The 25,674-nt window shown below is 68.9% G+C and carries 26 protein-coding genes and 1 pseudogene; 7 read left to right on the forward strand and 20 right to left on the reverse strand.

Annotated features, from left to right (window positions below):
* Nucleotides 1–17 precede the first annotated feature (17 nt).
* Nucleotides 18–467 carry an SRPBCC family protein gene (locus ACFZDL_RS10675; protein ID WP_353595952.1) on the forward strand — a complete coding sequence of 150 codons (450 nt, stop codon included), beginning with the start codon at nucleotides 18–20 and terminating at the stop codon, nucleotides 465–467.
* Between the two features lie 164 nt (nucleotides 468–631).
* Here the strand turns inward: ACFZDL_RS10675 and ACFZDL_RS10680 are convergent, their stop codons facing one another.
* The 3 genes from ACFZDL_RS10680 to ACFZDL_RS10690 all read right to left on the reverse strand — a co-directional run bounded on the left by ACFZDL_RS10680 (nucleotide 632) and on the right by ACFZDL_RS10690 (nucleotide 3,219).
* Complete coding sequence (locus tag ACFZDL_RS10680) at nucleotides 632–1,336, reverse strand: response regulator transcription factor (RefSeq protein WP_353595951.1); 705 nt, start codon at nucleotides 1,334–1,336, stop codon at nucleotides 632–634.
* A gap of 260 nt (nucleotides 1,337–1,596) precedes the next feature.
* Nucleotides 1,597–2,271, reverse strand: coding sequence for a hypothetical protein (locus ACFZDL_RS10685; RefSeq protein ID WP_353595950.1), 675 nt, complete (start codon nucleotides 2,269–2,271; stop codon nucleotides 1,597–1,599).
* Nucleotides 2,272–2,469: 198 nt separating this feature from the next.
* Nucleotides 2,470–3,219 carry an SDR family oxidoreductase gene (locus tag ACFZDL_RS10690; protein WP_353596010.1) on the reverse strand — a complete coding sequence of 250 codons (750 nt, stop codon included), beginning with the start codon at nucleotides 3,217–3,219 and terminating at the stop codon, nucleotides 2,470–2,472.
* Nucleotides 3,220–3,444: 225 nt separating this feature from the next.
* Between ACFZDL_RS10690 and ACFZDL_RS10695 the strand changes: the two genes are divergently transcribed.
* The gene (locus tag ACFZDL_RS10695) at nucleotides 3,445–5,067 is read left to right on the forward strand and encodes an alkaline phosphatase D family protein (protein ID WP_353595949.1); all 1,623 of its coding nucleotides are present in this window, start codon (nucleotides 3,445–3,447) and stop codon (nucleotides 5,065–5,067) included.
* A gap of 209 nt (nucleotides 5,068–5,276) precedes the next feature.
* On the opposite strand, the gene ACFZDL_RS10700 is transcribed toward ACFZDL_RS10695, so the two are convergent.
* Complete coding sequence (locus tag ACFZDL_RS10700; protein ID WP_353595948.1) at nucleotides 5,277–5,507, reverse strand: DUF397 domain-containing protein; 231 nt, start codon at nucleotides 5,505–5,507, stop codon at nucleotides 5,277–5,279.
* On the reverse strand, nucleotides 5,500–6,387 hold the full coding sequence (locus ACFZDL_RS10705; RefSeq protein ID WP_353595947.1) for a helix-turn-helix transcriptional regulator: 888 nt from the start codon (nucleotides 6,385–6,387) through the stop codon (nucleotides 5,500–5,502). Before ACFZDL_RS10705 ends, ACFZDL_RS10700 begins: the two co-directional genes overlap by 8 nt.
* Before the next feature lie 204 nt (nucleotides 6,388–6,591).
* On the opposite strand from ACFZDL_RS10705, the gene ACFZDL_RS10710 reads away from it, so the two are divergent.
* Entirely contained in the window at nucleotides 6,592–6,984 is a 393-nt protein-coding gene (locus ACFZDL_RS10710; RefSeq protein WP_353595946.1) for an ATP-binding protein, read from the forward strand.
* 109 nt (nucleotides 6,985–7,093) lie between these two features.
* On the opposite strand, the gene ACFZDL_RS10715 is transcribed toward ACFZDL_RS10710, so the two are convergent.
* The 10 genes and pseudogenes from ACFZDL_RS10715 to ACFZDL_RS10760 form a co-directional block, all read right to left on the reverse strand.
* Nucleotides 7,094–7,549, reverse strand: a complete 456-nt coding sequence (locus ACFZDL_RS10715) for a GNAT family N-acetyltransferase (protein WP_353595945.1) — start codon at nucleotides 7,547–7,549, stop codon at nucleotides 7,094–7,096.
* Nucleotides 7,546–8,472, reverse strand: coding sequence for a protein kinase (locus tag ACFZDL_RS10720; RefSeq protein WP_353595944.1), 927 nt, complete (start codon nucleotides 8,470–8,472; stop codon nucleotides 7,546–7,548). Before ACFZDL_RS10720 ends, ACFZDL_RS10715 begins: the two co-directional genes overlap by 4 nt.
* Nucleotides 8,472–9,152: a DUF6875 domain-containing protein gene (locus ACFZDL_RS10725; RefSeq protein WP_391190893.1), complete on the reverse strand. Its 681-nt coding sequence runs from the start codon at nucleotides 9,150–9,152 to the stop codon at nucleotides 8,472–8,474. Before ACFZDL_RS10725 ends, ACFZDL_RS10720 begins: the two co-directional genes overlap by 1 nt.
* Nucleotides 9,149–9,598, reverse strand: coding sequence for a hypothetical protein (locus ACFZDL_RS10730; RefSeq protein WP_353595943.1), 450 nt, complete (start codon nucleotides 9,596–9,598; stop codon nucleotides 9,149–9,151). The genes ACFZDL_RS10725 and ACFZDL_RS10730 overlap by 4 nt, the downstream gene beginning before the upstream one ends.
* Nucleotides 9,599–9,702: 104 nt before the next feature.
* Nucleotides 9,703–10,548: a helix-turn-helix transcriptional regulator gene (locus tag ACFZDL_RS10735; protein ID WP_353595942.1), complete on the reverse strand. Its 846-nt coding sequence runs from the start codon at nucleotides 10,546–10,548 to the stop codon at nucleotides 9,703–9,705.
* A gap of 27 nt (nucleotides 10,549–10,575) precedes the next feature.
* On the reverse strand, nucleotides 10,576–11,088 hold the full coding sequence (locus ACFZDL_RS10740) for a DUF6879 family protein (RefSeq protein ID WP_353595941.1): 513 nt from the start codon (nucleotides 11,086–11,088) through the stop codon (nucleotides 10,576–10,578).
* The gene (locus tag ACFZDL_RS10745) at nucleotides 11,066–11,296 is read right to left on the reverse strand and encodes a hypothetical protein (RefSeq protein ID WP_353595940.1); all 231 of its coding nucleotides are present in this window, start codon (nucleotides 11,294–11,296) and stop codon (nucleotides 11,066–11,068) included. Before ACFZDL_RS10745 ends, ACFZDL_RS10740 begins: the two co-directional genes overlap by 23 nt.
* A 132-nt stretch (nucleotides 11,297–11,428) precedes the next feature.
* A pseudogene (locus ACFZDL_RS10750) lies at nucleotides 11,429–12,031 on the reverse strand (transposase family protein); the annotation flags it as partial.
* Nucleotides 12,032–12,137: 106 nt separating this feature from the next.
* Nucleotides 12,138–13,391, reverse strand: a complete 1,254-nt coding sequence (locus ACFZDL_RS10755) for a pentapeptide repeat-containing protein (protein ID WP_353595939.1) — start codon at nucleotides 13,389–13,391, stop codon at nucleotides 12,138–12,140.
* Nucleotides 13,392–13,514: 123 nt separating this feature from the next.
* Nucleotides 13,515–14,510 carry a Gfo/Idh/MocA family oxidoreductase gene (locus ACFZDL_RS10760; protein ID WP_353596008.1) on the reverse strand — a complete coding sequence of 332 codons (996 nt, stop codon included), beginning with the start codon at nucleotides 14,508–14,510 and terminating at the stop codon, nucleotides 13,515–13,517.
* Nucleotides 14,511–14,634: 124 nt separating this feature from the next.
* Between ACFZDL_RS10760 and ACFZDL_RS10765 the strand changes: the two genes are divergently transcribed.
* A complete protein-coding gene (locus ACFZDL_RS10765) occupies nucleotides 14,635–15,960 on the forward strand; it encodes a multidrug effflux MFS transporter (RefSeq protein WP_353595938.1) in 1,326 nt (441 codons plus the stop codon).
* Nucleotides 15,936–17,099 carry a serine hydrolase gene (locus tag ACFZDL_RS10770; RefSeq protein WP_391190899.1) on the forward strand — a complete coding sequence of 388 codons (1,164 nt, stop codon included), beginning with the start codon at nucleotides 15,936–15,938 and terminating at the stop codon, nucleotides 17,097–17,099. The genes ACFZDL_RS10765 and ACFZDL_RS10770 overlap by 25 nt, the downstream gene beginning before the upstream one ends.
* 19 nt (nucleotides 17,100–17,118) lie before the next feature.
* Here the strand turns inward: ACFZDL_RS10770 and ACFZDL_RS10775 are convergent, their stop codons facing one another.
* The 3 genes from ACFZDL_RS10775 to iscB all read right to left on the reverse strand — a co-directional run bounded on the left by ACFZDL_RS10775 (nucleotide 17,119) and on the right by iscB (nucleotide 19,400).
* Nucleotides 17,119–17,535, reverse strand: coding sequence for a VOC family protein (locus ACFZDL_RS10775; RefSeq protein ID WP_353595937.1), 417 nt, complete (start codon nucleotides 17,533–17,535; stop codon nucleotides 17,119–17,121).
* A 15-nt stretch (nucleotides 17,536–17,550) separates the two neighbouring features.
* The gene (locus ACFZDL_RS10780; protein ID WP_353595936.1) at nucleotides 17,551–17,979 is read right to left on the reverse strand and encodes a helix-turn-helix transcriptional regulator; all 429 of its coding nucleotides are present in this window, start codon (nucleotides 17,977–17,979) and stop codon (nucleotides 17,551–17,553) included.
* 119 nt (nucleotides 17,980–18,098) lie between these two features.
* Complete coding sequence (gene iscB, locus ACFZDL_RS10785; RefSeq protein WP_391191036.1) at nucleotides 18,099–19,400, reverse strand: RNA-guided endonuclease IscB; 1,302 nt, start codon at nucleotides 19,398–19,400, stop codon at nucleotides 18,099–18,101.
* A 1,206-nt stretch (nucleotides 19,401–20,606) separates the two neighbouring features.
* On the opposite strand from iscB, the gene ACFZDL_RS10790 reads away from it, so the two are divergent.
* A complete protein-coding gene (locus tag ACFZDL_RS10790; protein WP_353596006.1) occupies nucleotides 20,607–21,017 on the forward strand; it encodes a VOC family protein in 411 nt (136 codons plus the stop codon).
* A 91-nt stretch (nucleotides 21,018–21,108) separates the two neighbouring features.
* Complete coding sequence (locus tag ACFZDL_RS10795) at nucleotides 21,109–23,541, forward strand: ATP-binding cassette domain-containing protein (protein WP_391191037.1); 2,433 nt, start codon at nucleotides 21,109–21,111, stop codon at nucleotides 23,539–23,541.
* Between the two features lie 15 nt (nucleotides 23,542–23,556).
* On the opposite strand, the gene ACFZDL_RS10800 is transcribed toward ACFZDL_RS10795, so the two are convergent.
* On the reverse strand, nucleotides 23,557–24,594 hold the full coding sequence (locus tag ACFZDL_RS10800; protein WP_353595933.1) for a small ribosomal subunit Rsm22 family protein: 1,038 nt from the start codon (nucleotides 24,592–24,594) through the stop codon (nucleotides 23,557–23,559).
* 112 nt (nucleotides 24,595–24,706) lie between these two features.
* Nucleotides 24,707–25,543 (reverse strand): dimethylargininase, encoded by an 837-nt coding sequence (gene ddaH, locus ACFZDL_RS10805; RefSeq protein WP_391191039.1) that lies wholly within the window; start codon nucleotides 25,541–25,543, stop codon nucleotides 24,707–24,709.
* Nucleotides 25,544–25,674 lie beyond the last annotated feature (131 nt).

Consider the following 25,674-nt stretch of genomic DNA (forward strand, 5'->3'; position numbering starts at 1 on the left):
TCGGAGGGCGGTGCGCAGTGGACGAGGTGTCGATCTCCGTCGCGGCCCCACCCGAGCGGGTGTGGCGGCTGGTCTCCGATGTCACCGGCTTCGGCCGGTTCAGCCCCGAGTGCAAGGGCGGGCGCTGGGTGGCCCCGGCGTCGGGGCCCGCCGTCGGGGCCCGGTTCCGCGGCCGCAACAGGCGTGGGCCCATCTTCTGGACCACCGACTGCACGGTCGTGGAGTGCGAGGAAGGGAAGGTGTTCGCGTTCGAGGTGGCCCAGTCGAAGGTGCGGTGGGGCTACCGGCTCGAACCCGACGGCGAGGGCGTCGCGCTGACCGAGTGGCGGGAGCACTTCGGCCGCCCCCACCTGCTGATACGGGCGGTCGACGCCAGCGGCCTCGTGGGGTTCAGGCGGGAGCGGCTGATGGTCGAGGGGATGCGCACGACCCTGGCCCGGATCAAGGAGGCGGCGGAGCGGGGGTGAGACCTTTCGTCCCCGCGGCAGCGCGCCGCGACACCCCGCGGGAGCGCGCCACGATGCCCCGACGGCCGGAACGCCGTCATCGTCACCGGCCGTCGGCCGGTCCGCCGGGGCAGGCCCTTCATCGGGAGGGAGAGCAGCCGCAAGCGGTCAGCAGCGCGGCGCCCTCAGGCGACCGACTGGGGCTGCGAGGGTACGACCAGGCCGCACTCATAGCCCAGCGCCACGGCCTGGGCCCGGCTGGTGATGCCCAGCTTGGTCATCGCCCGGTTCAGATGGGTCTTCACGGTCGCCTCACTGATCTTGAGCTCCCGCGCGATGGCGGAGTTGCTGCGGCCCTTGGCGACATGGCGCAGCACCTCGGTCTCCCGCATGGTCAGCATGGCCAGGGTGGCCCCGGCGGTCTCGGTGGCCGTCGCGCGGTAGGTGTACGCGTCGATCAGCCGCTCCATCACGCTGGGCGAGAAGGCCATGTCGCCGGTGGCGACCGCGCTGATCGAGGCAATCATCTTCTGTGGCGAGGTGTCCTTGAGCAGGATCCCGGCGGTGCCCACCCGCAGCGCGGACTGGATCTCCTCGTCGCTGACCTCCGAGGCGGTGAGGATGACGCGGGGCGGCCGGACGGGCGCGGCCTCCACGATGTGCTGGGTGGTGGCGATCCCCCCGAGATGCGGAAGGGAGATGTCCATGAGGATGACGTCCGGGTTGTGTGCGGCGGCCTGGGCGCGGGCGCCGTCGCTGTCGGCGGCCTCGCCGACGGCGCGCAGCGCGGGGACCGAGCTCAGCAGGGTTAACAGCCCCAGTCTGGCCAGGGCGTGTCCATCGGCGATCAGGACCTTGACCGGCATGGCGTCCTCCCCCGTTGCGATCACCTTTGAGCTCCTTTCATCCACGCCGGCGCCGAAAGGTGCTCAAGAGACACCGAAAGGTGTACAGCTGAGCAGAAATCAGCACCTTCAAGGGCGCTGGGTGGGGTTGGTTGCAGCTTCGTGCTGTTCGGAGCGGTTCCGATGGTGCTGTCGTTACCACTGGTAGGGGCGATCGTCGCGCATGGCGGACGCCGGTCTCAAGCACATGGAGACTTCATGCCACCTTCTGGTCGATGCTCTTGCGGACGGCGCCGGGATGCGGTTCAGCCGTCGAGCGCGGCGAGGGCCGACTTCGCGGCGGTGACCGCGCCCTTGCGCAGCTCGTCGGCGCCCGCCGCCTCGTGCGTCTCGAAGTCGCCGCCGTTGTAGACCACCGTGACCACCGCGTTCGCCTCGCGCGCGACGACGACCGCCTCGCGTATGCGCTGCTGGTCGTCGGTGGTGACGGTGAGGCTGACCGACGCCTGGTCGCCGAGGCCGGGCACGGCGGTGCTCGGGCCGTCGCCCTGTGCCGACCGGGCGCGGGTGGCCGCCGAGGCCGACACATCGTAGGTGACATCCAGCCAGCGGTAGTCGAATCCGCTCAGCGCGTGCCAGGAGCAGCCCGAGCGGTGGGCCGGGTCGCTCGTCTTGAGCTGGGTGCCGGCCGTCTCGGCCTCCGGCACCAGGTCCTTGACGGTGCTCGCCGGGAGGGTGCCGCAGGGCTTGGCCGGGGGTTCGGGGTAGCGCGGCGCGGCGGTGCCGTCGCCCTGCCCGTCCGGTGCCGGGGCGGACGTGGGATCCGATGAGGCGGTCGCGGTCGCGGAGGGGTGCGGCGAGGCGGCCGAGGGCTTGGGGTGCGCGTCCGAGTCGGCGGTGGTCGTCATGGCCACGCCCGCGGCGGCGAGTACGGCGACCGGCAGCAGGCGGGCGACCAGCGTGAGCGGCAGAGAACGCACGGCGGTCTCTCTTCGGTCGTGAGCGGCGTGGTGGGCGGCGCGGATCGGAGCACGACCATGCCATACGAACGGGTCTGCGAACAGCCCGGGGCGGCCCGGGGGTCGCGTCCGGCTGGCCCTAAGGGGTGAAATCAGCACTTGATCGAATTATCTGATCAAGTGACCGGTTAAGTACGCGTAGTGACGATCCTTCGCCCGTCAGCCCCGCCCGATGAACGGCATCGCCGTCGCCATCACGGTCGCGAACTGCACGTTCGCCTCCAGTGGCAGCGATGCCATATGACGCACCGTACGAGCCACGTCGGCGGCGTCCATCACCGGCTCGACCGCCGTCTCCCCGTTCGCCTGCGGGACACCGACGGTCATCCTCTGCGTCATCTCGGTGGCCGCGTTGCCGATGTCGATCTGCCCGCACGCGATGCCGTACGGCCGCCCGTCGAGCGACAGCGATTTGGTCAGTCCGGTCAGGGCGTGCTTGGTCGCCGTGTAGGCGACGCTGCGCGGCCGTGGGGCGTGCGCGGAGACCGAGCCGTTGTTGATGATCCGGCCGCCCTGCGGGTCCTGGGTGCGCATCAGCCGGAAGGCGGCCTGCGCGCACAGGAACGCGCCGGTCAGATTGGTGTCCACCACCGCCTGCCAGTCCTCGTGGCGCAGCTCGTCCAGCGGCACGTTCCGCGGCCCGAAGCTCCCGGCGTTGTTGAACAGCAGGTCCAGGCGGCCGAAGCGGTCCCGTACCGCCGCGAAGAGCGCGTCGACCTGCTCGGGGCGGGTCACGTCGGTCGGTACGGCGATCACCGCCCCGTCCCGGCCCGCCAGCCGCTCCGTCTCGGCGAGGGCTTCCCGGCGGCGTCCCGCCAGGGCCACCGACCAGCCCGCGTCGGCGAGTTCGAGGGCCACCGCCCGGCCGATCCCGGATCCGGCGCCGGTCACCACCGCAACCTTCGACATCACATTCATGGGTCCGCAGCGTACGCGACGTCAAGATCCGCCAGAGCGGCGGCATATCGCGTCAAACGTCCCATCCTGATGCGGAACTCACCCGTCCGACATCTTTATGACGTGTACAGGCTAGCGCGCGGCCGTCCGTTGCCCGTCCAATTCCTCTGACGTACTTGCCAGATGCCACGAACCGGACGCCACAGCCAGTCGCCACGAGCCAGGGGAGAGCACAAGATGGCACACCACCCGCATCAGCAGGCCATACGAGCCGCGGCAGCGAGCCTGGGCCGCCGCCGCTTCCTCACCGTCACCGGGGCCGCCGCGGCCATCGCCTTCAGCACCAACCTGCCCAGCGCCCACGCCACCGAGCAGACCTCGCACTCCCTCACCGAAGACCCCTTCACCCTCGGCGTGGCCTCCGGCGATCCGCTGCCTGACGCCGTCGTGCTGTGGACCAGACTCGCCCCGCGCCCGTACGAGCCGGGCAACGGACTGCCCGACGAGGGCTTCGTGTACGTCCAGTGGGAGATCGCCCACGACGAGCGCTTCAGACGAGTGGTCCGCAAGGGCAAGACCATCGCACACGCCGAGTTCAACTACACCGTGCACGTCGACGCCAAGGGCCTCGACGCCGACCGCGGCTACTGGTACCGCTTCCGCGCCGGCCGCTTCACCAGCCCCGCCGGCCGCACCCGCACCGCCCCCGCCACCGGCGCCCACGTCCGCGAGGGCCGCTTCGGCCTGGTCTCCTGCCAGGCGTACCACGACGGCTACTTCACCGCCTACGGCCACCTCGCGAGCGAGGACCTGGACGCCGTCTTCCACGTCGGCGATTACCAGTACGAGTACGCCGTCAACGCGGTCGGCGGCGCGCGCAACTACACCGACCGCACCCTGCCCGCCCACTTCAACACCGAGACCCTCACCCTCGACCAGTACCGGCTGCGCTACGCCCTCTACAAGACCGACGAGGACCTGCAGGCCGCGCACGCCGCCTTCCCCTGGTACGTCACCTGGGACGACCACGAGACCGAGAACAACTACGCGGGCGACATCGACGAGAACGAGGACCCGCCGGAGGAGTTCCTGATCCGCCGGGCCGCCGCCTACCGCGCGTACTGGGAGAACATGCCGCTGCGCATGCCCCAGCGGCCCGACGGCCCCGACATGCGGCTCTACCGCCGCTTCCACTACGGCAGGCTCGCCCAGTTCGACATCCTCGACACCCGCCAGTACCGCTCCAACCAGGCGTACGGCGACGGCTGGCAGTACCCGGGGCCCGAGTCCGAGGACCCGTCGCGCACCCTCACCGGCGCCGCCCAGGAGCGCTGGCTGCTCGACGGCTTCCGGCGCTCCAGGGCCACCTGGAACGTGCTTCCGCAGCAGGTCACCTTCTCGCAGCGGAAGAACACCACCGCCGCCAGCTCCAAGCTCAGCATGGACTCCTGGGACGGCTACCCCGCCTCCCGCGAGCGGATCCTCGCGGGCGTCGAGGCGGCCGGGATCGAGAACTTCGTCGTCCTCACCGGCGACGTCCACGTCCACTACGCCTTCGACATCAAGAAGGACTTCAACGACCCCGCCTCCCGCACCCTGGGCGTGGAGTTCGTCGGCACCTCCATCACCAGCGGCAAGGACGGCTCCGACAAGCCGTCCAACTGGGCCACGTACATGGCGGCCAACCCGCACATGAAGTTCTACAACGGCCGCCGCGGCTATGTGACGGTCACCCTGGACGGCGAAGCCGCCCGGGCCGACTACAAGACGGTCGCCGCCGTCACCACCCCGGGCGCGCCCCTCACCACGGCGGCGTCGTTCGTCAGCGAGGCCGGCAACCCCGGCCTCCAGGAGGCCTGACGGCGGCCTGAACCGGCCGGCGAAGCATACGCCGCAGGTCGGCCGCAGACGGAAGACGGCACTGCCAATTCAGGTGGTGCCGTCTTCCGGCCCTTCAGCTACCTGCGAGTTCGGCCGAACGCCGACCAGATGTACATCGACTCCGGCTGTGGAAGAAGGCGACGATCGGGGTTGCCCGGACTGAAAGGGGCCTTCGCCATATTGGGGATCTACAACACCAGGCCGGGCTCCCGGGCCTGAACGCCCTGTGTGTACGCCCTGTACTCGGCATCCGTGAGATATATCCGCATCCCAGGGTTCTCGGAGTCACGGAGGGCAACGCCGCCCCGGAGTTTCGCGACTTCGAGGCAGTCCCCTCCGCTGCCGCCGCCAGAGAACGACGACTTCGTCCACGCGTCTTCGGGCACGTCTTGGGCCATCAGTTCGCTCTTGTCACGCACTAGACATCTCTTTCCTAATTTCTTTAACCATTGCCATAGATTCCAGTGGTGAGAGGGCAAGATTACGCACGGCCTCAATGTAGTGCCGATTTTCGCGGACCTCCCGGGGGCGTTTCTGGAAGGTCATTCCCGTCATGGAATCGAAGGCCGTGATCGGCTTCTCGTCCGCCTCGCCGAACTCAAGCAGGTGCATCATATACATGGATGCGGCTTCTGCTGTGAAAGGTACGACCCTGATGCTGATCTTGTACTTGGCATCATCCTCGATGAGCGAATCGAGCTGTTCCAGCATGACGCCGGTGCCGCCGACGTGCTGGCGCAGGGCGGCCTCACCGAAGATGAACTCAACCGGGGTCGGGTTGGGCTTGTCGAAGATTCCTCGACGACTGCGGCGCAGTTCGACCGAGCGTTCTACGGCATCAGGGGCGAGGACGGAACCCGCGACGGACTTCGTGATCGCTCGTGCGTAAGACCGCGTCTGGAGCAGGGCCGGCACCACGTTGACCGCGCATGTTGTGATGCGCTGTGAGGCGTCCTCATAGGCGATGAACTGGAGCAGACTTTCCGGGAACTCTCCGTCGTACGCCGTCCACCACGCGTCGGCGATCGACATGCCCTCGGTGCGCATGGTTTCCAGTCGTACGCGGGCAGCCAGGTCCATGGCCAGGAACTTGACGAGGATCTTCCACTCATCCTTGTTCGGCCACGTCTCGCCGCGCTCCATCCGCGAGACGCGGTGGTAGCTCTTGTAGCCGAGTGCGCGTGCGACGTCGCCCTGCTGCACCGGCTCACCGCTGGGTAGGCGAGCGGCCTTGCGTACTTCTTGCAGCGCCTGACCGAAGCGCTTTCGCGCAGCCATCGCGGCTGTGTTCAGTGCCACGGGCGCCCTCCCCTCGGCGGTGGTGGTGTCCAGCGCAGGGTAGCGCGCAGCGCGACGCGGACGGCACTTCTGGGGGGTAATTCCGGCGATGAGGTTGCGTACGCAGTTGCGTACGCACCACACTCATCATCACGCACCGAGTCGGTTCCGTAGCGGTGCGTGTACGTCTGCGTGGCTGGTCGCAGCCGCGCCCTGGAGGCTGCCATGCGTACGGATCAGCACGACGCATACGGAGAGATGTCGGCGACAGCCAGGTTCGCTCGCGAGCCCAAGTCGGTGGCGCTTGCCAGAAATTGGGCTGTTCAGGCCTACTCCGATGCCGGGGGAAGCGAGGTCGATGTATGTGAACTATTAGTGAGTGAAGTGGCCACCAACTCGGTCAACTATGCCGAGGGCCCGGAGTTCGAAGTGCGAGTGCGGTCCGATCTCTGGATTGAGGTCTGGGACGCTTCTCGCCAGGAGCCCCAGAGACGCGTGGCCAACGAGCAGTCGACCGGCGGGCGCGGCTTGGAATTGCTGGAGCTTTTGGCTCCCGGCTACACAGTCGACATTGGGCCAGACGGAAAGACGGTCTGTTTCTTGCCGAAGGGATGGTGACCTTGCTATGCCAGCCATGAGCGCAAGAATCCGCCTGGAACTGCTGAGTATCGGCAACGTAGCGCCATGACTCTACGCGGGACCAGGGAGGCCCTGGCCCCGCGTAGAGTCATGGGCGCCAGATCATGAAGACATCGTTCACGATCTCGAACCCGAGTCCGACATAGAGAGACTGTCCTTCGGAGGAAGCGCGCAACTGGATATGCCCGCAGTCCCGCTCGGCAAGCCAGCCCATGACCGCAGCCACGCAGGCGCGGGCGTGACCGCGGCTCCGGTGCTCGAGATCGGTGGCGACGGACAGAATGTGTCCGATGTTCGCCGCCCTTGCACGGGGGCTGGGCAAGAGCGGGGTGTACACCCCGATCGCGCAGGACAGCAACCGCCCTGCCCCGTCATCGATGACGAATGCGGCGAACGCCGGGTCATACTCAAGACGGTCAGCGAAGGCGGCTGCGCTCTCCTGGAACCATGGGCCGTCGGGCACGGGCCCGAGAGAGGCGAACATCACACCGCGCAGTCGCGCGAGCTCCGGCGCATCGTCGCCGGTGGCGCGGCGTGGGTTCACCGGTCTGCTGTCTTCAAGGCGGTGAGGAGGTCGGCGGAGACCGGCCGCTTGTCGGGGTCCGGATGAAGGCACCCGGCGACGATCTCCTCGAATCCTGGGAATGGCCACGGGCGGGCACTGGCGAAGTCGAGCGTGCGCCCCTCGGCGATATCCCGCAACTTCCCTCCCCGTGGTCCTTCGGGATCCCGGTACGGCACCGGCCGGTGTCCGGTCCAGCACCAGAACAGCGACGCGCCCAACGCCCACACATCAGCCGCCGGTGTCGGCGCGATATGGACTGTGTCGACCGTGTCCAGAACAGCGGCGGCAATCTCCGGCGCGGTGGTGTGGGTCAAGGCGCCTCGGTAGGGCGTGCGACCGGTCTCGAGGTCGGGCAGCCCATCCGCCACCGGGCCACACGCCAAGGCATAGTCGATCAGCGTCGCCGCGCCGTCCTGCGTTAACAGCATGTTCGTGGGCTGGATATCGGCGTGCACCCACCCGGCCCCATGCAGAGACGCCACGGCGGCTGTCATCGACCGTGCACATGCGAGCAGGAGATGACGAGCGTAGGGCGTGTCATCGGTACGGGCCGGTGAGAGGGTGTGCCACATCGGGCCACCGGGTGCCCAAGTCACCGCAAGCCACCGGCCGGACTCGAATTCACCCGCACCGACGAGGTAGCCGACAGGCACGGCACGGAGCCGGTCCAGCTCGGCGATGACACGTTCCTCCCGCTCGAGCTCGGCGCGCTTGTCTCGTCCCTCGTAGTCGTCTTCGGTGTTCGCCTTCAGGGCGTAAGTGTTGCCGGTCGTCGCCACCTTCCACGCTGTTGAGCCGCGCCGATCCGACACCTGCCGGGCCTCGGTGATCTGCTCGCCGATGTTCGCCAGATACGCGGCCAGTGCCCCAACCGGTGCCGGCCACTGCTCTGTGCTGAGCATTACAGCGTTCCCCTTGTCTCGAGTTGGTGAGCCGCCCAGGATCGCAACCGTGGCCACGCCGCGCATGCCTCCTCGCCAAGCCCACCCGCCGGGGCGAATACGTCCCGGCGATCGTCCTCCGAGTCGGCGATGACGTGGGCCAGGTGCGGCGTGTGGGGCAGGAGGCGGCCGTCGATGGCGGGGACTGCGGCCCGCAGCGCGAGCAACGGAAGAGGTGCAGCAGCGATGGGCTGCCCCTTCCGATCGGTGTCCGATCGCCGCGGCCAGAACTTCCCCACCATGACCCCGACCGGGGCGTACGCGGCTTTCAACGCCCAGTGGGGCCATGGGAGGACTCGAGGCCCCACATACGGGCTCAGCTCGAAGGCGACAACGACGCACGCCAATCGGGCACCATCGCCTCGCCGCGCTCGCACTTGCTCGGCGGCATCAACCGCAGCGCCGAACACGCCCGCTTCGACGGCGCCCATGTCGGCGCCAAAGGTGGGCCGGTAGCGCACCCACCGCGTCTGTCCGGCGCGTATCGACGGAGCCAGATACGGGCAGTTCCCCGCCACCGCTTCCGCGTACGCGGCGAGCCCTACAGCCGACGCATCGCCGGCGCTCACCTGGTCCAGCACCCCGAATGCGGGCGGGGCCCCGACGGAGTTCCGTCGGGGCTCTGCCGCGGACTCAGTCACCGCCGTCGGGCAGTTGCGGGCCGGGGAGGCTTCGCCACGTCGCCACCGTCTCCGGGAACCGGCGAGCAGTCCCAGTCGGTGATCACGATCCCGGTGCGTTCGTATCGGCCGAGGAGGTCCGTGTCGACCTGTCCGGACACGTCGGTGAACCACACCGCGGGCAGTGTGCCGAAGCGGGCTGCGTACTCCTCGACCCAGCCCACGCGGCCGGAGCCCTTGAGCGGTGCGTGACCAACGGGCAGGCCGGCGTGGCGATCGCAGAACGCGGCCAGAGCGGCCGGGTCGGTGTTGAGCTGGTGCCACGCGGCGTCAATGCGGGCCGAGAACATCGGCATGACGCGGTCGTCACCGCGGGCCTGCCGCTCGGCGTACAAGGTGAAGAAATTCCCGAGCTCATCGAGCTCGGCGCCGTCCAGCCGGGACGGCTGTTCCTTAGCGTGGGGCATGGCTTTCCCTTCGTTGATGACGGCTGGACGCACTGAGCCGTGCCAATAAAGCTAGGAGGGGGAGTAGACGAGGCTCCACGAATATGCCGGAACTTGCCCAATTTTCACCCTAGAGATTCGATGGCTGCGGCGATAATTTCACGTGCAGCCGGACCGTAGACGGCAAGTTCGGCCAGCTTGTTGAATGTCTGTACATACAGGGCGAGTTCCTGCTTCTGGACAACGGTTAGGTGCGCCGAGACGAGTTCCACGTTCACCGTTTCGTCGTCGTACAGGAAGAAGCCCTCGACGGGCCAGAGGGACGATCGGTCCGCATCCTGGGGGATGATGCCGATACTCACCGAAGGGAGCGCCATTGCGCCGAGAAGATGGTCGAGTTGTTCCGCCATCACATCCGTCCCTCCGATGCGGTATCGGAGTGCGCTCTCTTCCAGGAGGATGGCGAATGTGTGGTTGCCGTACACGACCTGCTGCTTCTCGACGCGCACTCTGACGGCCCTCGGCACGTCATCGATGAGCCCACGGCGGTCACGAATGGAGGTCAGAAGTGCGGTGATGTATGAGGCTGTTTGCACTGGGCCGGGAATGAGCCATGGCGAGTAGATGCGGAACCGCTGCGTGCGCTCCCAGAGAGGGAGAACAGACTTCTGGGCCCACTTGAGCCCGTTGCGTTCCATCTTGCGCCACTCGACATACATGCCCTCAATACCGCGGGCCATCGAGATGAGATCTTCTGTTTCACTCTCCGCGCCACACGCGGAACACCAATCGAGAAGGTCGCGCTCCGAGGGCGCGCGGGTGCCGCTCTCGAAGCGCGAAGCCTTCGACTCATGCCAACCCAGACTGTTGGCCAGGGCTCGCTTAGTGAGACCGGCTGCCTGCCGAATCTCGCCCAGGCGTTGGCCGAGCGCCTTGCGGGCTTCCTGAACACTCGAAGATGGCGATGTCATGTCGGTACGAAGGTGCTGTTCTGTCTGTCAGGCCAACTCGAAGTCTGCATGAGGCGTTCCCCGCTGCCATACAGACTCGAAGGCAGACTCGCACAGCTTCGCTACCTCCGGATCTTCTGTGAGTTCCACCTCCATGTTCTCACCTTCACCATCGAAGTGGTTGACGAGGACGAGGCTGGAATCGAATAGCCAGAAGTCGTTGCCCGGAAGTGCGAGGTCGGTCGCGCCGCGTCGGGAGAGCCAACGCACGTCTTCGCCAGCATCGATGTTCAGTCCGGCCGTCACGTCGTACTCGAAGCGGATGTACTCGCTGACGGGCGTCGAAACGACGCGGGCACGCCGGACCTCGACGCCTCGCGCGGTCGCCTCCGTGACGATGGCGTGCCAGTCGGCCCAGCGTTCGGCGGGGTCGAAAGTCTTGCCGGTCTTCCAGTCGATGAAGGCCGGGTCCGACCTCATGTAGCCGTCGCGCATCTCCAGATGGATCGCAGTCCTCTGACAGTCGCGGAACAGTTCCTCAAACGTCGGGGTCCTCGTCATCCTTCTTCACCTCCAGGAAGAACTGCACCATGCGCCGGGGGATCTCCACCACCGACTCATGGCCGGGGATGTCCATCTGCCCAAGTCGCTCGCAGTCTTCCACCTTCCACCCCTGTACGAGGTAGTTGTCCTTCTCCTCGTCGAGGTAGATGGTGGGGGAGCCGCCGTTGGGACTTTCCGGGTCCTTACCGAGCTTACGCAGGGCCATGCTGTCCTCCTCGGATGCACGTAATGGCTCTCTGTGCCAGAGCTTGCCCGCAGCTGCTCCGTGGAGCGAGGAACTTGCCGAGACTTGCCAGAGATGCGGGGAGTTGACCGTACGTTGCGGGAGTCGCGGCGATCAGCAGCGGACCGGGGGGTAAGATATTCGATTCGGGCTGCACTGGGCTCGGCGGAAGATGCGCCAGGACTTCAAGCGTGTGACGCCGCGCTCGACCGGTGGCCCGTGCCACCGACAGCTCACGGTTGACGGCTTGCTGGGTTGGTGTGCGGTCGCGGCCGCAGGCGTCTGAGGGGTGTCGTCACCCACGGGCCGACTCCCATGTAGGCACGGTCGGCGAGGACAGGGCTTGGCGTTCGCAGATCCGGATGATCCGGTGGGCGCGGGCCGCGGTGAGGTCGTGGCTGGGCAGGGCGGGGCCAGATCCACTGTAGTCGTCCGGCCGGATCCGTCACCACCTGCACGTTCTCCGTGTCGGCGGGGTTTGTGGGAGTAGTCGGCCCGGCTGTCGCCGACCCGGTCGCACTCCGCGAGCGTGCCGTAGAGCAAGACGTGATCGGGACTGGTGGTCTACCGCAGAACACGCAGCAGGCTGGGTGCGCGCTGGACGAGGTGGTCGATGGCGGCAGTGGCGTAGGCGTACGCAGTGCCAACGCAGAGCCCGAAGCCGGCGGCGATCTGCGCGAGGGTGTCGTGCTTACGGAGGTAGACCAGGCCGCCGAGGGGGAGTTTAGATATCGATCACCTCTCTCAAGGACACAAAAGCTTGAGCGTTGCGGACGTTGATTTCGTCACCCGATCAGCGGCCACGCTGAAAGAGTTTTATGCTTCAAGTGGGCTCACCAGCCGTGGGTGTACCGTCAGATGATGACCGAGGAGTCGCCAGATCACTGTTGACAGCCACCTTTGCGGTTTCGATATCGCTGAGGAGAGCGTGAATCTGGCGATCTCGGGCCAACTGCGACGGGAGCCGGGTGGACCGACGAAGAATACTGGGTAGTAGCTGCTCAACCGTTAACCCTTTCGCGGAGTGAAAGTCCGCGTCTTCAAGTAAGGCCATCTCAAGGTTCGCTCCTCTGAGGTTCGCTCCCGGGAGGCTGGCGCGCCAGAGTAAAGCGCTCTTAAGAACTGCCCCTTCGAAGGTCGCTCCCTCAAGATTCGCCTGGACGAGGCCCGTCCCTACCAGGGCTGCCTCCTCCAGGTTCGCCCCTTTGAGGTTTGCCCCGAAGAAGTTCGCCCTACCCAACTCCGCCCTCCTCAGGTTTGCACGAGTGAGCTCCGCCTTAGCGAAGTTCACATTCCCGAGATTCGCCCCGCCGAGGTCAGCCCGCGGGATGTACGCATTGCGTAGACTTATGTCCTGTTCTTTGTCGGGGGCTGGCCGTCGGCCTAGTACGGTCAACGCGGCCTGGATATCTTCGGGTAATAGTGGAATGTCGGGCTGCTCGCCGAGTTTCGATGAATTTTTTTCTATACCCTCTGAGCTGATAGCGCTGTTCGCTGCCTGGCTTCCTTCCTGTCGCGCTTCACGTTCCCGCCTAGCTTTGAGTTCCGCCGATTTGCTGCGGATGAACGCAGCGAGGACTTCGATGGTGGTTCCACGATCCTTCTCACTGTCATGCATTATGCGTTCGAAGGAGTAGATCCCGCACAGTCGCTCGGTCAGGCGCTCTGAGGCCAGCAACTTGCTCGCTTCGACGTACCTGTCTGTGACCTGCCCTTCGCGGGTGAGCTCAGATCGTTCTCGATCCTTGGCTTGCGTGTGCGTGAATTGTTCGTGCGAGTGCTCGAACTGCTGTTGCGCGAGCTTGAACTGTTCCTGCGTGTGCTCGAACTGCTGCTGCGCGAGCTTGTGGTTTTGGTGCGTGTACCAAAGCCCAATCCCTGCAACGACGCCGGCACCCATGGCGACGAGCATGGTGCGGAAGCCGGTGATCACAACCCCGTCGGCGGGCTGGAGGCTCTTCGTCCGGAGGTGGGCACCGTCGATCCACCAGGGGCCGCGCCACAGAAGCAGCGCGTACCCCACGACCACAGCCGCCAGAACCACCGCGAAGGTGACCCGCTTCGTCTTCGGCTTCATGCCGAGCAGCATGGCCCGCACGGACTCCCGTCAGCCAGCGAACGCCCCAGTTCAAGAGAAAAAGTTGAGGTTACGATCGTCGACCTTCCTTGTGGATGCGGCACCCTCACCTGTCACCACCGCTCAGTCCTCCCCGGGGTACCGCACGCCGACCCGCTCGCGCACCGCGTCCAGCGTGCGCATCACCGCGAGCGTGCCGTCCAGCGGCACCAGCGGGGACTCCGTCTCGCCCGCCCGCAGACACCGCATCACCTCCGCCGCCTCGTGCTGCATACCGCGCAGGCCGGCCGCCGGGCCCTCGGCCGTGAACTCCTCCGGATCCCGCCCCGGGCGGTGCAGCACGAACCGCTCCGGGTGGAAGAAGCCGCGCGGGAACTCGATCCGGCCCGCCGTCCCGGTCACCGACGCCGTCTGCGGCGTATCGGCGTTGAGCGAGCAGCTCAGCAGCGCCACCGCGCCACTGTCCCAGCCCAGCAGGATCCCGGTGTTCTCGTCCACGCCCTCCGGGGTCAGCCGCGCGCCGGCCTGGATGTCATCGGGCTCGCCCAGCAGCAGCTGCGCGAAGGACACCGGATACACCCCGAGGTCGAGCAGCGCGCCGCCGCCCTGCCCGGGGTCGCGCAGCCGGTGCCCGGCGTCGGACGGCCCGACCAGGCCGAAGTCCGCGTGCACCACCCGCACATCGCCGATCGCGCCGTCCCGGACCAGCTCGGTCATCCGCCGGACCACCGGATTGCAGTACGTCCACATCGCCTCCATCAGGAAGCGGCCGCGGGCCCTGGCGAGCCCCACCAGCTCGACCGCCTCCCGCACATTGAGCGTGAACGGCTTCTCGCACAGCACCGCCCGCCCCGCCTCCAGGCACAGCCCGGCCGCCGCGCGGTGCGCCGAATGCGGGGTGGCGACGTACACCACGTCCACCTCCTCGTCGGCGGCGAGCTCGGCCCAACTGCCGTGCGCACGGGGTATCCCGAACCGCTCGGCGAAGCGCTTCGCGGCCTCCGGGCCGCGTGAGCCGACCGCCACCACCCGCGCGTCCGCCATCTCCAGCAGATCCGCCGTGAACGACGCGGCGATCCCGCCCGTCGACAGAATCCCCCACCGCACGGTCTCGCCCATCTCCACGCCCACTCCGCTCTCGCACCGGATCTTCCACCGGATCTTCCACCGGACAGACACCGGTCATGACCACAACGAATTTGCTGAGAGCATAGAGAAGACTCAACGACTCACGGAGAGCTGAATGCCGCCGTCCGGCCATCCGACCGCACCCGACCACAGACCCGTATCCATATCCGTACCCGAGTCCACCCCCCTCCCCGCCCCCGCCGCCGCGAGCGCCCCCGCCGCCGCGAGCGCCGCGGCGCGCCGGGCCGGCCTGCTGATGACCCTCGTCCTCGGCGGGCTCAACGCCCTCCCGGCGCTGTCCATGGACATGTACCTCCCGGCCCTGCCCGAGGTCACCGGCGCGCTGCACAGCCCCGCCGCCACCGTCCAGCTCACCCTCACCGGCTGCCTGGCGGGCATGGCGCTCGGCCAGCTGGTCGTGGGCCCGATGAGCGACAAGTGGGGGCGCCGCCGCCCGCTGCTCATCGGCATGGTGGTCTACATCGTCGCCACCGCCGTATGCGCCGTCGCGCCCACCATCGAGCTGCTGATCGCCTTCCGGCTGCTGCAGGGCCTGGCCGGGGCCGCGGGCATCGTGATCTCCCGCGCCGTCGTCCGCGATCTGTACGACGGTGCCGCGATGGCCCGCTTCTTCTCCACCCTCATGCTGATCTCCGGCGTGGCGCCCATCGCCGCGCCCCTCATCGGCGGCCAGGTCCTCCGGCTCACCGACTGGCGCGGCGTCTTCGTCGTGCTCGCCGTCGTCGGCGCCCTGCTCACCCTCGTCGTCTGGCGCTGGCTGCACGAGACGCTGCCGCCCGAGCGGCGCCACGGCGGCGGCCTCGGCGAGGCGCTGCGCACCATGCGCGGGCTGCTCGCGGACCGCGTCTTCACCGGCTACATGCTGGCGGGCAGCTTCGCCTTCGCCGCGCTGTTCGCCTATGTCTCCGGGTCCTCGTTCGTCGTCCAGGAGATCTACGGCGCCTCCCCGCAGACCTTCAGCCTGCTCTTCGGGATCAACTCGATCGGCCTGGTCTCCGTCGGACAGCTCAATGGAAAGGTGCTGGCCGGGCGGGTCAACCTGGACGCGGCCCTGTTCGTCGGCCTTGCCGCGATCACCCTGTCGGCCACCGCGCTGTGCCTGATGGCCGGCGGGGTCTTCGGCGACATCGGGCTTGTGCCGATGGCCGCCGGGCTGTTCGTGCTGATGTCGGCGATGGGCCTGGCCATGCCCAACACCAACACCCAGGCGCTGATGCGCACCAAGCACGCCGCGGGCTCCGCGTCCGCGCTGCTGGGCACCTGCTCGTTCCTCGTCGGCGCGATCGCCTCGCCGCTGGTGGGCATCGCGGGTGAGCACACGGCCGTGCCGATGACCGTCGTCCAGCTGGTGTGTGCGCTCGCGGCCATGGCCAGTTTCGTGGGACTGTGCCGTCCGTGGCAGCAGCGCAAGACCGGCTGAACCCTCTGGATCAGCTGATACGAGCGGTGGGGGCGCTTCCCGAGGGGGAGCGCCCCTGGTGCGCCGGCGTGGTCGTGGCCGCCGGGCGGGGCGAGGAGGTCCTGGTCGAGGAGGCCTTCGGCTGGGCGGTGCGGTACGCGGCGTACGACGAGGCCACGGACCGCGGCGTGGAGCTGCCCCTCGAGCAGTGGGTGCCGATGCGCACCGGGCAGAGCGCCGGGCAGGACGCTGGGCCGGGCCGCGACCGGGGGCAGGACACCGTCTTCGATCTCGCCTCGCTGACCAAGCTGTTCACCACGATCGTCGCCATGCGGTGCGCCGAGCGCGGCGGGATCGACCTGGACGGCCGGGTCGCCGCGTACGCCCCCGAGTTCACGGCCGCCGCCGAGCACGGGATCACCGTGCGGCAGCTGCTCACCCACACCTCCGGGCTGCTGCCCGAACTCCCGCTGTACGACTACGACGGACACGAACAGCGGCTGGCGAGGCTGCGCGCCGAACCCCCGGCCACCGCCCCCGGCACCGCCCGCCGCTACTCCGACCTGAACTTCCTGCTGCTGCAGCGGGTCCTGGAGCGGGTGACCGGCCGCTCCCTGGCCCACCTCGTACGCGACGGCATCACCCGCCCCCTCGGCATGACCGCCACCCGCTACCGCCCGCCCCGCGCCTGGCTGCCCCGCATCGCCGCCACCGAGGACCAGCGGCGCCCCTGGGCCAAGCTCGACCGCGGCATGCTGCGGGGCGTCGTCCACGACGAGAACGCCCACGCCCTGGGCGGCGTCGCGGGCCACGCGGGCCTCTTCTCCACGGCCGCGGACCTGACGCTGCTGTGCCGCGCCCTGCTGGGCGGGGGGCCGCCCGTGCTGCGGCCGGAGTCCGTCGACCTGATGCTGGCCGCGCCCGGGCTCGGGTTCGAGATCGATCAGCCCTGGTTCATGGGCGAACTGGCGGGCCGTGGCGCGGCGGGCCACACCGGCTTCACCGGCACCAGCCTGGTGCTCGACCGGGCCACGTCCTCGTATCTGGTGCTGCTGGCCAACACCGTGCACCCACGCCGCCGCCCGGCCGACAGCGCCCCGCGCGCGGCGGCGGGGACGGCGCTGGCACGGGCGCTACGGCCCGGAACACCGGGCCTGTGAGCCCCGGGTGCCCAAGGGCTCACTTCTGGAGGGGCTGGGTGAAGCGCAGCAGATTGCCGGCCGGATCGCGGAAGGCACAGTCGCGCAGGCCGTAGAACTGGTCCATGGGCTCCTGCAGCACCTCGGCACCCGCGGCGCTGACGCGCTCGAAGGTGGCGTCGCAGTCGTCCGTCGAGAAGATGACACCGCGCAGCAGGCCCTTGGCCATCAGCTCCGCCATGGTCTGTCTGTCGGCAGGCGAGGCGTTCGGATCGGCGAGCGGTGGTTCCAGGACGATGCTCACGTCCGGCTGAGAGGGCGATCCGACGGTCACCCAGCGCATGCCCTCGAACTCGACGTCGTTGCGCACCTCAAGGCCGAGCGCATCGCGGTAGAAGGCGATCGCCTTGTCGTGGTCGTCGACGGCGATGAAGCAGGTGGAAAGCGTGATCTCCATATTGTTCACGCTACGCTACGGCTGCCGGGCGGGGCTTCCTTCTCCGTTCCTGACCGGCCGGGTGTGGATCTTGGCCATGCAGGCCGGGATGGCGACGGCGTGGTCGTGGCTCCGGGCCCGGTAGGCGCTCGGGCTCTCGCCGACCAGCTCGGTGAAGCGCGAGCTGAACGACCCCAGCGACGTACAGCCGACCGCGAAGCAGACCTCGGTCACCGTGAGGTCGCCGCGCCGCAGCAGCGCCTTGGCCCGCTCGATGCGCCGGGTCATCAGATAGCTGTACGGCGTCTCGCCGAAGGCGGCGCGGAAGCTGCGGGAGAAGTGGCCCGGCGACATCAGGGCGCCCTGCGCCAGCGCCGGGACGTCGAGCGGCTCGGCGTAGTCGCGGTCCATCCGGTCGCGGGCCTGCCGCAGCCGTACGAGGTCGTCGAGGTCCAGCCGTTTCATCAGGTTTCTCCTTCGTGGATACTCCCGGCTTCAGCCTGGCTTTGGCCGGGGGAGGAAACGACGCTTCTGCGGAGCGGGGCAGGGACGGCCGATTCGCCGCCAGGGCGGATCGGCGTCCGTTACCTGGCTGCCGCGCGGAGCTGTTCGGGTTGGGTGGTGTAGGCGTATCCGTCGGCCCGTTGGAGGAGGCGGACGTGGGTGTGTCGGATGCCTTGGACGGTTCCGTTCGTGGTGGTGATGTTGAAGCTGCCGGTCGCCCGTACGGCGACCCGACCTGTATGGGTACCGGCCTTCTTGCCGGTGGGAACGACAGCGCGGACGAGGTCGCCGGTGGTGTAGCCGAAGAACGTTTTCTGGCGGGGCATGCGCAGGCGGGGGAAGCCGTGCTTGTCGGTGCGGGTGCGGGCATGTGTGCCGCGCCCCGTACACCCGGCCACCAGCACACGAGTGACGATTTCGGTGATCGAATCGAGCTTGCCCACCGCCAGTGCATCCAGGGTGTGGCTCTTGGACAGGCCCCAGCGGGTGCGGTTCCACTTCGTCCGACCGCCCGAGGCGGTGTGAGTGGGCAGCATCGCGTCCAGCGCCCGCCACAGCGTCCACCTGGTCGAGTTGACGGCGGCTGCATCCCTGAGCGGGGCTTTGGCTCGCCGCAGGATGTCCGCGGCCCGCTTGGGGGCGAACTCTTCCACCGGCCGATTGGACTTGGCTTCGTTGCAGGGGATGCAGGCCGGCACGAGGTTGGATATGCGGTCCGAGCCGCCCCGGGAGCGGGGTTGAACGTGGTCGATGTTCAGCGGCACGTTCGTGATTCCGCAGTAGACGCAGGCGTGCCCGAACTTGGCCAGGAGGTATCCGCGGACCTCCGTACCGTGGAGGGTGCCGTGCTGGTACTCGACTCCCTCCAGCGGCTTGCCCGCGCTGATGGCGTGGGTGTCGAACGCCGCACGTTCGACGTGCACCGCCCTCACGGGCGCCCACCTGGCCAGCCGGTTCGTCCACGACATGGTGGTGGCCACCCGGTGCTGGAGAGTGGGCGCCAGCCAGCCCTTGGACCGGGTGCGGTTGTTGAAGCGCGGCTTGCGGTAGCGCAGGTTCCGCGACCTGCGTCCGCGCCGGTATGCGGCGCGCTGCTCCAGCTTCTTGCGGATCGTCGCGCCCCGGTGGTCGAGCTGCACCGCGTACCGGGCGCGGCGTTCGCCCTGGGCAGCGGTGAACACCGCGATGCCGGTGTGCTTGCTGCCGGGGTCGATGCCGACCTCTACTCCGTCGACCTTTGAGGTGGCGGCGGTACGGTCCTTGAGGCGGATGACGAACGGCGTATGCCGGTGGACAACAGCCCTTCCCTTCTTGAGGAGCTTGCGGGCCCTGGCCGGGGCGCACGGCTGCAACGGGCGATGATGCTTGTCGAGCACGAACACGAACAGGTGCCGCTCACGCGGCTGCTTCCCAACCGGAGGGTTGGGAGTGACGCTGCCGGGCGCAGGTGAACGCTCGGCGGTCTCCTCTCGCACATGTCCAGCGCCGGATGCCTCACGGCGTTCGAGCCCCGTTTCGTCCTTGATCCCGGGGTTGTCTGCTGACTCGAATTCCAGAGCGAGCTGCTGAGGAAGGACAGCGCGGTGGGTCTTCTGTCCTGCGCGGAACGTAGCCAACTTCGGTCACCTCCTCCATGGGAGTTGGCTGGTGCTGGTAACACACGGGCCTCAGCCGGTGCGGCTGAAAGCCCCCTCCTTCAGGAGGGGGATCCGGTTACGCGAGGAGTTTCGCACAGCATTCGGGGCCGTGAGGAGCGCCTCTAATCGGCTTGGGTTTCCTGGATGATCCGAGTGTTGGGGATCGTGTGGGAGGGCGGCTCGGCCGTTCCCAGGTGGGGGTGGTGTGGGCGTGGCGGTGGAAGCCTGCCCCGAGTCTGGCCCCGTCCGGCTGATGCCGGGTGGGGGTGCCGATCGTGTTCGGTCCCTGCTGCCGTGGACACCGCTGGCCATGGGGTATCCCCTGCTCGAAGAGTTTGGGGAAGGGGCGGGTGTGTGGGGGTCCGCCCCGCCGGACGCTTGCCACCCGGCCGCGCCCTGGGTGGGGTGCGGTGGTCGGGTGGGGCGGGGACCCTGCGCTGCTTCCCCTCTCTGCCATCCACCTCTGCGACGGCAGCGATGCACCCGATGATCGACGCCGGAGGCGAGCCGGGCCCGGATCGGCCCCGTTCCAGTGCTCCTGGACCACCCCCGCCGCCAGCGACTCGACAGGAGCGGTCAGCCACCCGGCCCGCTCCACCAAGGCCGCCTCGCCGAGCTGCCGGCCGGTCACCGCGTCCACACCCCGCAGCGCGCGGGCGCAGGCCGCCGCGACCTGCTGCACCTCCCCCTCACCCACCGGAACCCTGCGCCGCATCCCGCCGACCCCCTTATGCGCCTCGCTCTGCTCCCGCCCTGACGATCACATCAACGACCGAACTCCCGTACGGGTTACGCACGCCCATCCACCCCACCCGCGAAGCCCAGGAAAACCAGGAAGACAAACTGCTAAACACCCTCGGAGCGGGCGAGCAGACCGATCAGGAATGGAGAAGCCGTGGTCACGGAGGCGTGGCTAGCGTGAACGCCATGAACAACGCCGTGAAGAACACCATGGACATCAGCATTCACTGGACCTTCCTCCCGCACCAGGACCCGGACGCCTCCCTGGCCTTCTACCGGGACATCCTCGGCTTCGAGGTCCGCAAGGACGTCGGACAGGGCACGATGCGCTGGATCACGGTCGGCCCCGCCGACCAGCCCGGCACATCCATCGTCCTGGAGCCGCCGGCCATGGACCCCGCCATCACCGATGACGAGCGCGGCACCATCGTCTCGATGATGGACAAGGGCATCTACGCCCGTATCACCCTGGCCACCGCCGACCTCGACGGCGTCTTCGCGCGGCTGCAGGCCGGCGACGCCGAGGTCGTCCAGGAGCCGATCGACCAGCCGTACGGTGTGCGCGACTGCGCCTTCCGTGACCCCGCGGGCAACCTGATCCGCATCAACGAGCTGCGCTGATCGCCTCGGCGCTTGCCGAGCGCGACCCCGTCCGGCGTCAATAGGACGGGGTCGCGCACCCGCGCAACAGACAGACGGAGACACCATGAGCATGGCCAAGAAGACGGACACGCAGTCGCCCACGGGGACGCAGTCGCCGACGGACACGGCGTCACCCGAGCCGCACGCCGCCGACAGCCACGACCTGATCCGTGTGCACGGCGCGCGCGAGAACAACCTCAAGGACGTCAGCATCGAGATCCCGAAGCGCCGGCTGACGGTGTTCACCGGCGTCTCCGGCTCGGGCAAGAGCTCACTGGTGTTCAACACGATCGCCGCGGAGTCCAAGCGGCTGATCAACGAGACCTACAGCGCCTTCGTCCAGGGCTTCATGCCGACGCTCGCACGGCCCGAGGTCGATGTCCTCGACGGGCTGACCACGGTGATCACCGTCGACCAGCAGCGGATGGGCGCCGACCCCCGCTCCACGGTCGGCACCGCCACCGACGCCAACGCGATGCTGCGCATCCTCTTCAGCCGGCTCGGAAAGCCGCACATCGGCCCGCCCAGCGCGTACGCCTTCAACGTCCCCTCGGTCCGGGCGAGCGGCGCGATCACCGTCGAGCGCGGTGCCAAGAAGGCGGTGAAGGCGACCTTCACCCGCACCGGCGGCATGTGCGTGCGCTGCGAAGGCCGGGGCTCGGTCACCGACCTCGACCTCGCCCAGCTCTACGACGACTCCAAGTCGCTCGCCGAAGGCGCGATCACCGTCCCCGGCTACAAGGGGGGCGGCTGGAACTCCCGGCTCTACATCGAGTCGGGCTTCTTCGACCCGGACAAGCCCATCCGGAAGTTCACGGAGAAGGAACTGCACGACTTCCTCCACCGCTCGCCGACCAGGATGAAGATCGCGGGGATCAACATGACCTACGAGGGGCTGATCCCGCGGATCCAGAAGTCGATGCTCTCCAAGGACAAGGAGGCGATGCAGCCGCACATCCGGGAGTTCGTGGAACGGGCCGTCACCTTCACCGTCTGCCCCGAGTGCGACGGCACCCGGCTCAGCGAGGGCGCCCGGTCGTCGAAGATCAAGAAGATCAGCATCGCCGACGCCTGCGCGATGCAGATCAGCGACCTGGCCGAATGGGTCCGCGGCCTCGATGAGCCGTCGGTGGCGCCGCTGCTCACCGCGTTGCAGCAGACCCTCGACTCGTTCGTGGAGATCGGCCTCGGCTATCTCTCGCTCGACCGGCCGGCGGGCACGCTCTCGGGCGGCGAGGCACAGCGCACCAAGATGATCCGCCACCTCGGCTCCTCGCTCACCGATGTCACCTACGTCTTCGACGAGCCCACCACCGGCCTGCACCCCCATGACATCCAGCGGATGAACGGGCTGCTGCTGCGGCTGCGGAACAAGGGCAACACGGTGCTCGTCGTGGAGCACAAGCCCGAGGTGATCGAGATCGCCGACCACGTCGTCGACCTCGGCCCCGGCGCCGGTACGGCGGGCGGCACCGTCTGCTTCGAGGGCACCGTCGAGGGGCTGCGGGCCGGCGACACGATCACCGGCCGCCACTTCGACGACCGGGCCTCGCTCAAGGAGACGGTGCGCAAGCCCACCGGCACGCTTCCGATCCGCGGCGCGAGCACACACAATCTGCAGGGCGTCGACGTCGACCTCCCGCTCGGGGTGCTCTGTGTGGTCACCGGAGTGGCGGGCTCCGGCAAGAGCTCCCTCGTGCACGGCTCGCTGTGTCAACAGTCGGGGGCCGCCGGTGAAGGCGTGGTGTCCGTCGACCAGGGCGCGATCCGCGGCTCCCGGCGGAGCAACCCGGCCACGTACACCGGGCTGCTCGACCCGATCCGCAAGGCGTTCGCACAGGCCAACGGCGTGAAGCCGGCGCTGTTCAGCGCCAACTCCGAGGGCGCCTGCCCCACCTGCGGCGGCGCCGGCGTCGTCTACACGGACCTGGGGATGATGGCCGGGACCGCCACCACCTGCGAGGACTGCGAGGGCAAGCGGTTCGACGCCTCGGTGCTCGAATACCACCTCGGCGGGCGCGACATCAGCGAGGTGCTGGCGATGTCGGTGACGGAAGCCGAGGAGTTCTTCGGCGCCGGCGAGGCGCGCACCCCGGCCGCGCACCGCGTCCTCGGCCGGCTCACCGACGTCGGACTCGGCTACCTCACCCTCGGCCAGCCGCTCACCACGCTCTCCGGCGGCGAGCGGCAGCGGCTCAAGCTGGCCACCCACATGGCCGACAAGGGCGGCGTGTACGTCCTCGACGAGCCGACCGCCGGCCTCCACCTCGCCGACGTCGAACAGCTGCTCGGCCTGCTCGACCGGCTCGTCGACTCCGGTAAGTCGGTGATCGTCGTCGAACACCACCAGGCGGTCATGGCACACGCCGACTGGATCGTCGACCTCGGCCCCGGCGCCGGCCACGACGGCGGCCGGATCGTCTTCGAGGGCACCCCCGCGGACCTCGTCGCCGCGCGCGCCACACTCACCGGCGAACATCTGGCGGCCTACGTGGGCAGGTGACCGACAGCGGGACGATCAGCCGGCCGGGCCCTCCTCCGGGCCCGGCCAGAGGTCACCCCAGTCGGCGTCGCGGGCCGCGCGGTAGCGGGGGCCCTGGCGCTTGGTGACGGTCTCGCGGCGCAGACCGTCGAGGGCACACAGATCGAGCAGCACCTGGCCCTTGCGGAGCTGCGGGCGGCGCACCACACGGGCGTCCGCGGGCTCGGCGGGGGCCGGCGCGGCGGGGAAGCGGGCCGCCGCGACGTACGCGAACTTCTCGTCCTCGTACGGCAGCGAACCCCCCTTCACCTGCCGGTGCAGCGACGACCGGCTCACCCGGGCCGCGAAGTGGCACCAGTCCGCGCCCGGCTCGATCGGGCACGTGGCGCCGTGCGGGCACGGCGCCACCACGCGCAGCCCCGCCGCCAGCAGCCGCTCCCGCGCCTCGCGGACACGGAGATAGCCGTCCGGGGTGCCGGGCTCGATCAGCACCACGGCCTCCGCGATCCGGGCCGCCTCGTCGACGACGGCGCGGCGGTCGGCGGCCGTGAGCTCGCCGAGCACATACGACACGGTGACCAGGTCGGTCCCCTCGGGGAGCACCAAGCCGTCACCGATGGCCTGACGCTGCCAGCGCACCTCCCGCAGCCCCTCGACGCCCGCGCCGCCCGCCAGCTCCCGCCCGAGCGCGAGCGCCGGCTCGGCCCAGTCCAGCACCGTGGTGACGCGCCCCCCGCCCGGCCAGGCCGCGGCGGTCGCCCACGTGGCCGCGCCGGTACCACCGCCGATGTCGACATGCGAACCCGGCCGCCACCCCGGCGCCCCCGCCCGGAAGGCCTCCAGCGCGGAGCGCACGGCCTCGAACGTCGCGGGCATCCGATACGCGGCATACGCGACGACATCGGCCCGATCGCGCAACACGGGCGCGTCGGTCGGGGTCCGCCCCCGGTAGTTCTCCATCAGCCGCCCCGTGGCCTGCGCGGCCTGCCGAGCCGGCAAACCGTCGAGCAGCCCGGCCAACGCGGCCCGCAACATCTCACCCGTCCGGGCGCCCTCAGAAGCGGAAGCGTGCATCCGCGAGAGTCTACCGCCCACCCGCCCGCGCCCTGGCCGCCCGCCGGACGGCGGGCGGCCCTGTCCCGCGTGCTGGGGGCGGTCGGCCCCCAGCACGCCTGGGTGCCCCGGCCTAGCGGCCCGGATCTCGTAGTTCCTGGGTGCAGCACTTCACGCTGCCGCCACCCTTGAGCAGCTCGCTCAGGTCCATCGCGATCGGCTCGTAGCCCCGTTCGCGCAGGGGGTGGAAGAGTCCGGCCGCCGCCTGGGGGAGTAGGACATGGAGGCCGTCGCTGACGGCGTTGAGCCCGAGGGCCGATGCGTCCGCTTCCGTGGCGATGATCGCGTCGGGGAAGAGACGGGCGAGCACGGCCCGGCTGCCCGGGGAGAAGGCGCCGGGGTAGTACATGATCTCCGTGTCCGTCGTGTCGTCGAGGACGCACAGCGCCGTGTCGAGGTGGTAGTAGCGCGGATCGACGAGGTCCAGACCGATCACCGGGCGGCCGAAGAACTCCTGGGCCTCGGGGTGGGAGAGCGGGCTGCTGCGGAAGCCGCGGCCCGCCAGCAGCCAGGACGCGGTGACGGCGAAGTCGCCCTCGCCCTCATTGACGTGCTCGGGCTCTCGCACCTGCGGGTAGCCGTGGGAGCGGAACCACTCCAGGTGGGCCGCCGCCTCGCCGGTGCGCTCGGGGTGGGCGAAGCGGGCCCCGAGGACGCGGCCGTCGACGACGGTCGCGCCGTTCGCCGCGTACACCATGTCGGGGAGGTCGGAGCGGGGGGTCAGTACCTCGACGGTGTGGCCGAGGGAGCGGTAGCGGTCGCGCAGGTCCTCCCACTGGGCGAGCGCGAGCGGGAGGTCCACGGGCTTGGCCGGGTCCATCCAGGGGTTGATGGAGTAGGTGACCCGGAAGTGGGTCGGCGGACACATCAGATAGCGGCGCGCGGTGGCGCGGCGCTCAGGGGTGCGCAAGGACAAGGATGGCTCCTCACGGGAATGCAGGCCCGTACGGATCGTCGTACGCGGTCCTGGACATATGGTGCGCCCCGGCGCCCGCCAGGGGCATGAGCCGTATGGATGGTTTAGAGGTCGATAGGTTGTCC

Source organism: Streptomyces sp. NPDC007917 (genome assembly GCF_042959105.1).
In the GTDB taxonomy this organism is placed as follows: domain Bacteria; phylum Actinomycetota; class Actinomycetes; order Streptomycetales; family Streptomycetaceae; genus Streptomyces.

Bases quoted from the DNA above. Each gene is read 5' to 3' on its own strand.
- ACFZDL_RS10780 (WP_353595936.1), bottom strand. From the start codon at position 17,979: ATGAAACGGCTGGACCTCGACGACCTCGTACGGCTGCGGCAGGCCCGC.
- ACFZDL_RS10760 (WP_353596008.1), bottom strand. From the start codon at position 14,510: ATGGGCGAGACCGTGCGGTGGGGGATTCTGTCGACGGGCGGGATCGCC.
- ACFZDL_RS10735 (WP_353595942.1), bottom strand. From the start codon at position 10,548: ATGACATCGCCATCTTCGAGTGTTCAGGAAGCCCGCAAGGCGCTCGGC.
- ACFZDL_RS10765 (WP_353595938.1), top strand. From the start codon at position 14,635: ATGCCGCCGTCCGGCCATCCGACCGCACCCGACCACAGACCCGTATCC.
- ACFZDL_RS10730 (WP_353595943.1), bottom strand. From the start codon at position 9,598: ATGCCCCACGCTAAGGAACAGCCGTCCCGGCTGGACGGCGCCGAGCTC.
- ACFZDL_RS10755 (WP_353595939.1), bottom strand. From the start codon at position 13,391: ATGAAGCCGAAGACGAAGCGGGTCACCTTCGCGGTGGTTCTGGCGGCT.
- ACFZDL_RS10710 (WP_353595946.1), top strand. From the start codon at position 6,592: ATGCGTACGGATCAGCACGACGCATACGGAGAGATGTCGGCGACAGCC.
- ACFZDL_RS10790 (WP_353596006.1), top strand. From the start codon at position 20,607: ATGGACATCAGCATTCACTGGACCTTCCTCCCGCACCAGGACCCGGAC.
- ACFZDL_RS10795 (WP_391191037.1), top strand. From the start codon at position 21,109: ATGGCCAAGAAGACGGACACGCAGTCGCCCACGGGGACGCAGTCGCCG.
- ACFZDL_RS10720 (WP_353595944.1), bottom strand. From the start codon at position 8,472: ATGCTCAGCACAGAGCAGTGGCCGGCACCGGTTGGGGCACTGGCCGCG.
- ACFZDL_RS10745 (WP_353595940.1), bottom strand. From the start codon at position 11,296: ATGGCCCTGCGTAAGCTCGGTAAGGACCCGGAAAGTCCCAACGGCGGC.
- ACFZDL_RS10740 (WP_353595941.1), bottom strand. From the start codon at position 11,088: ATGACGAGGACCCCGACGTTTGAGGAACTGTTCCGCGACTGTCAGAGG.
- ACFZDL_RS10800 (WP_353595933.1), bottom strand. From the start codon at position 24,594: ATGCACGCTTCCGCTTCTGAGGGCGCCCGGACGGGTGAGATGTTGCGG.
- ACFZDL_RS10775 (WP_353595937.1), bottom strand. From the start codon at position 17,535: ATGGAGATCACGCTTTCCACCTGCTTCATCGCCGTCGACGACCACGAC.
- ACFZDL_RS10695 (WP_353595949.1), top strand. From the start codon at position 3,445: ATGGCACACCACCCGCATCAGCAGGCCATACGAGCCGCGGCAGCGAGC.
- ACFZDL_RS10690 (WP_353596010.1), bottom strand. From the start codon at position 3,219: ATGTCGAAGGTTGCGGTGGTGACCGGCGCCGGATCCGGGATCGGCCGG.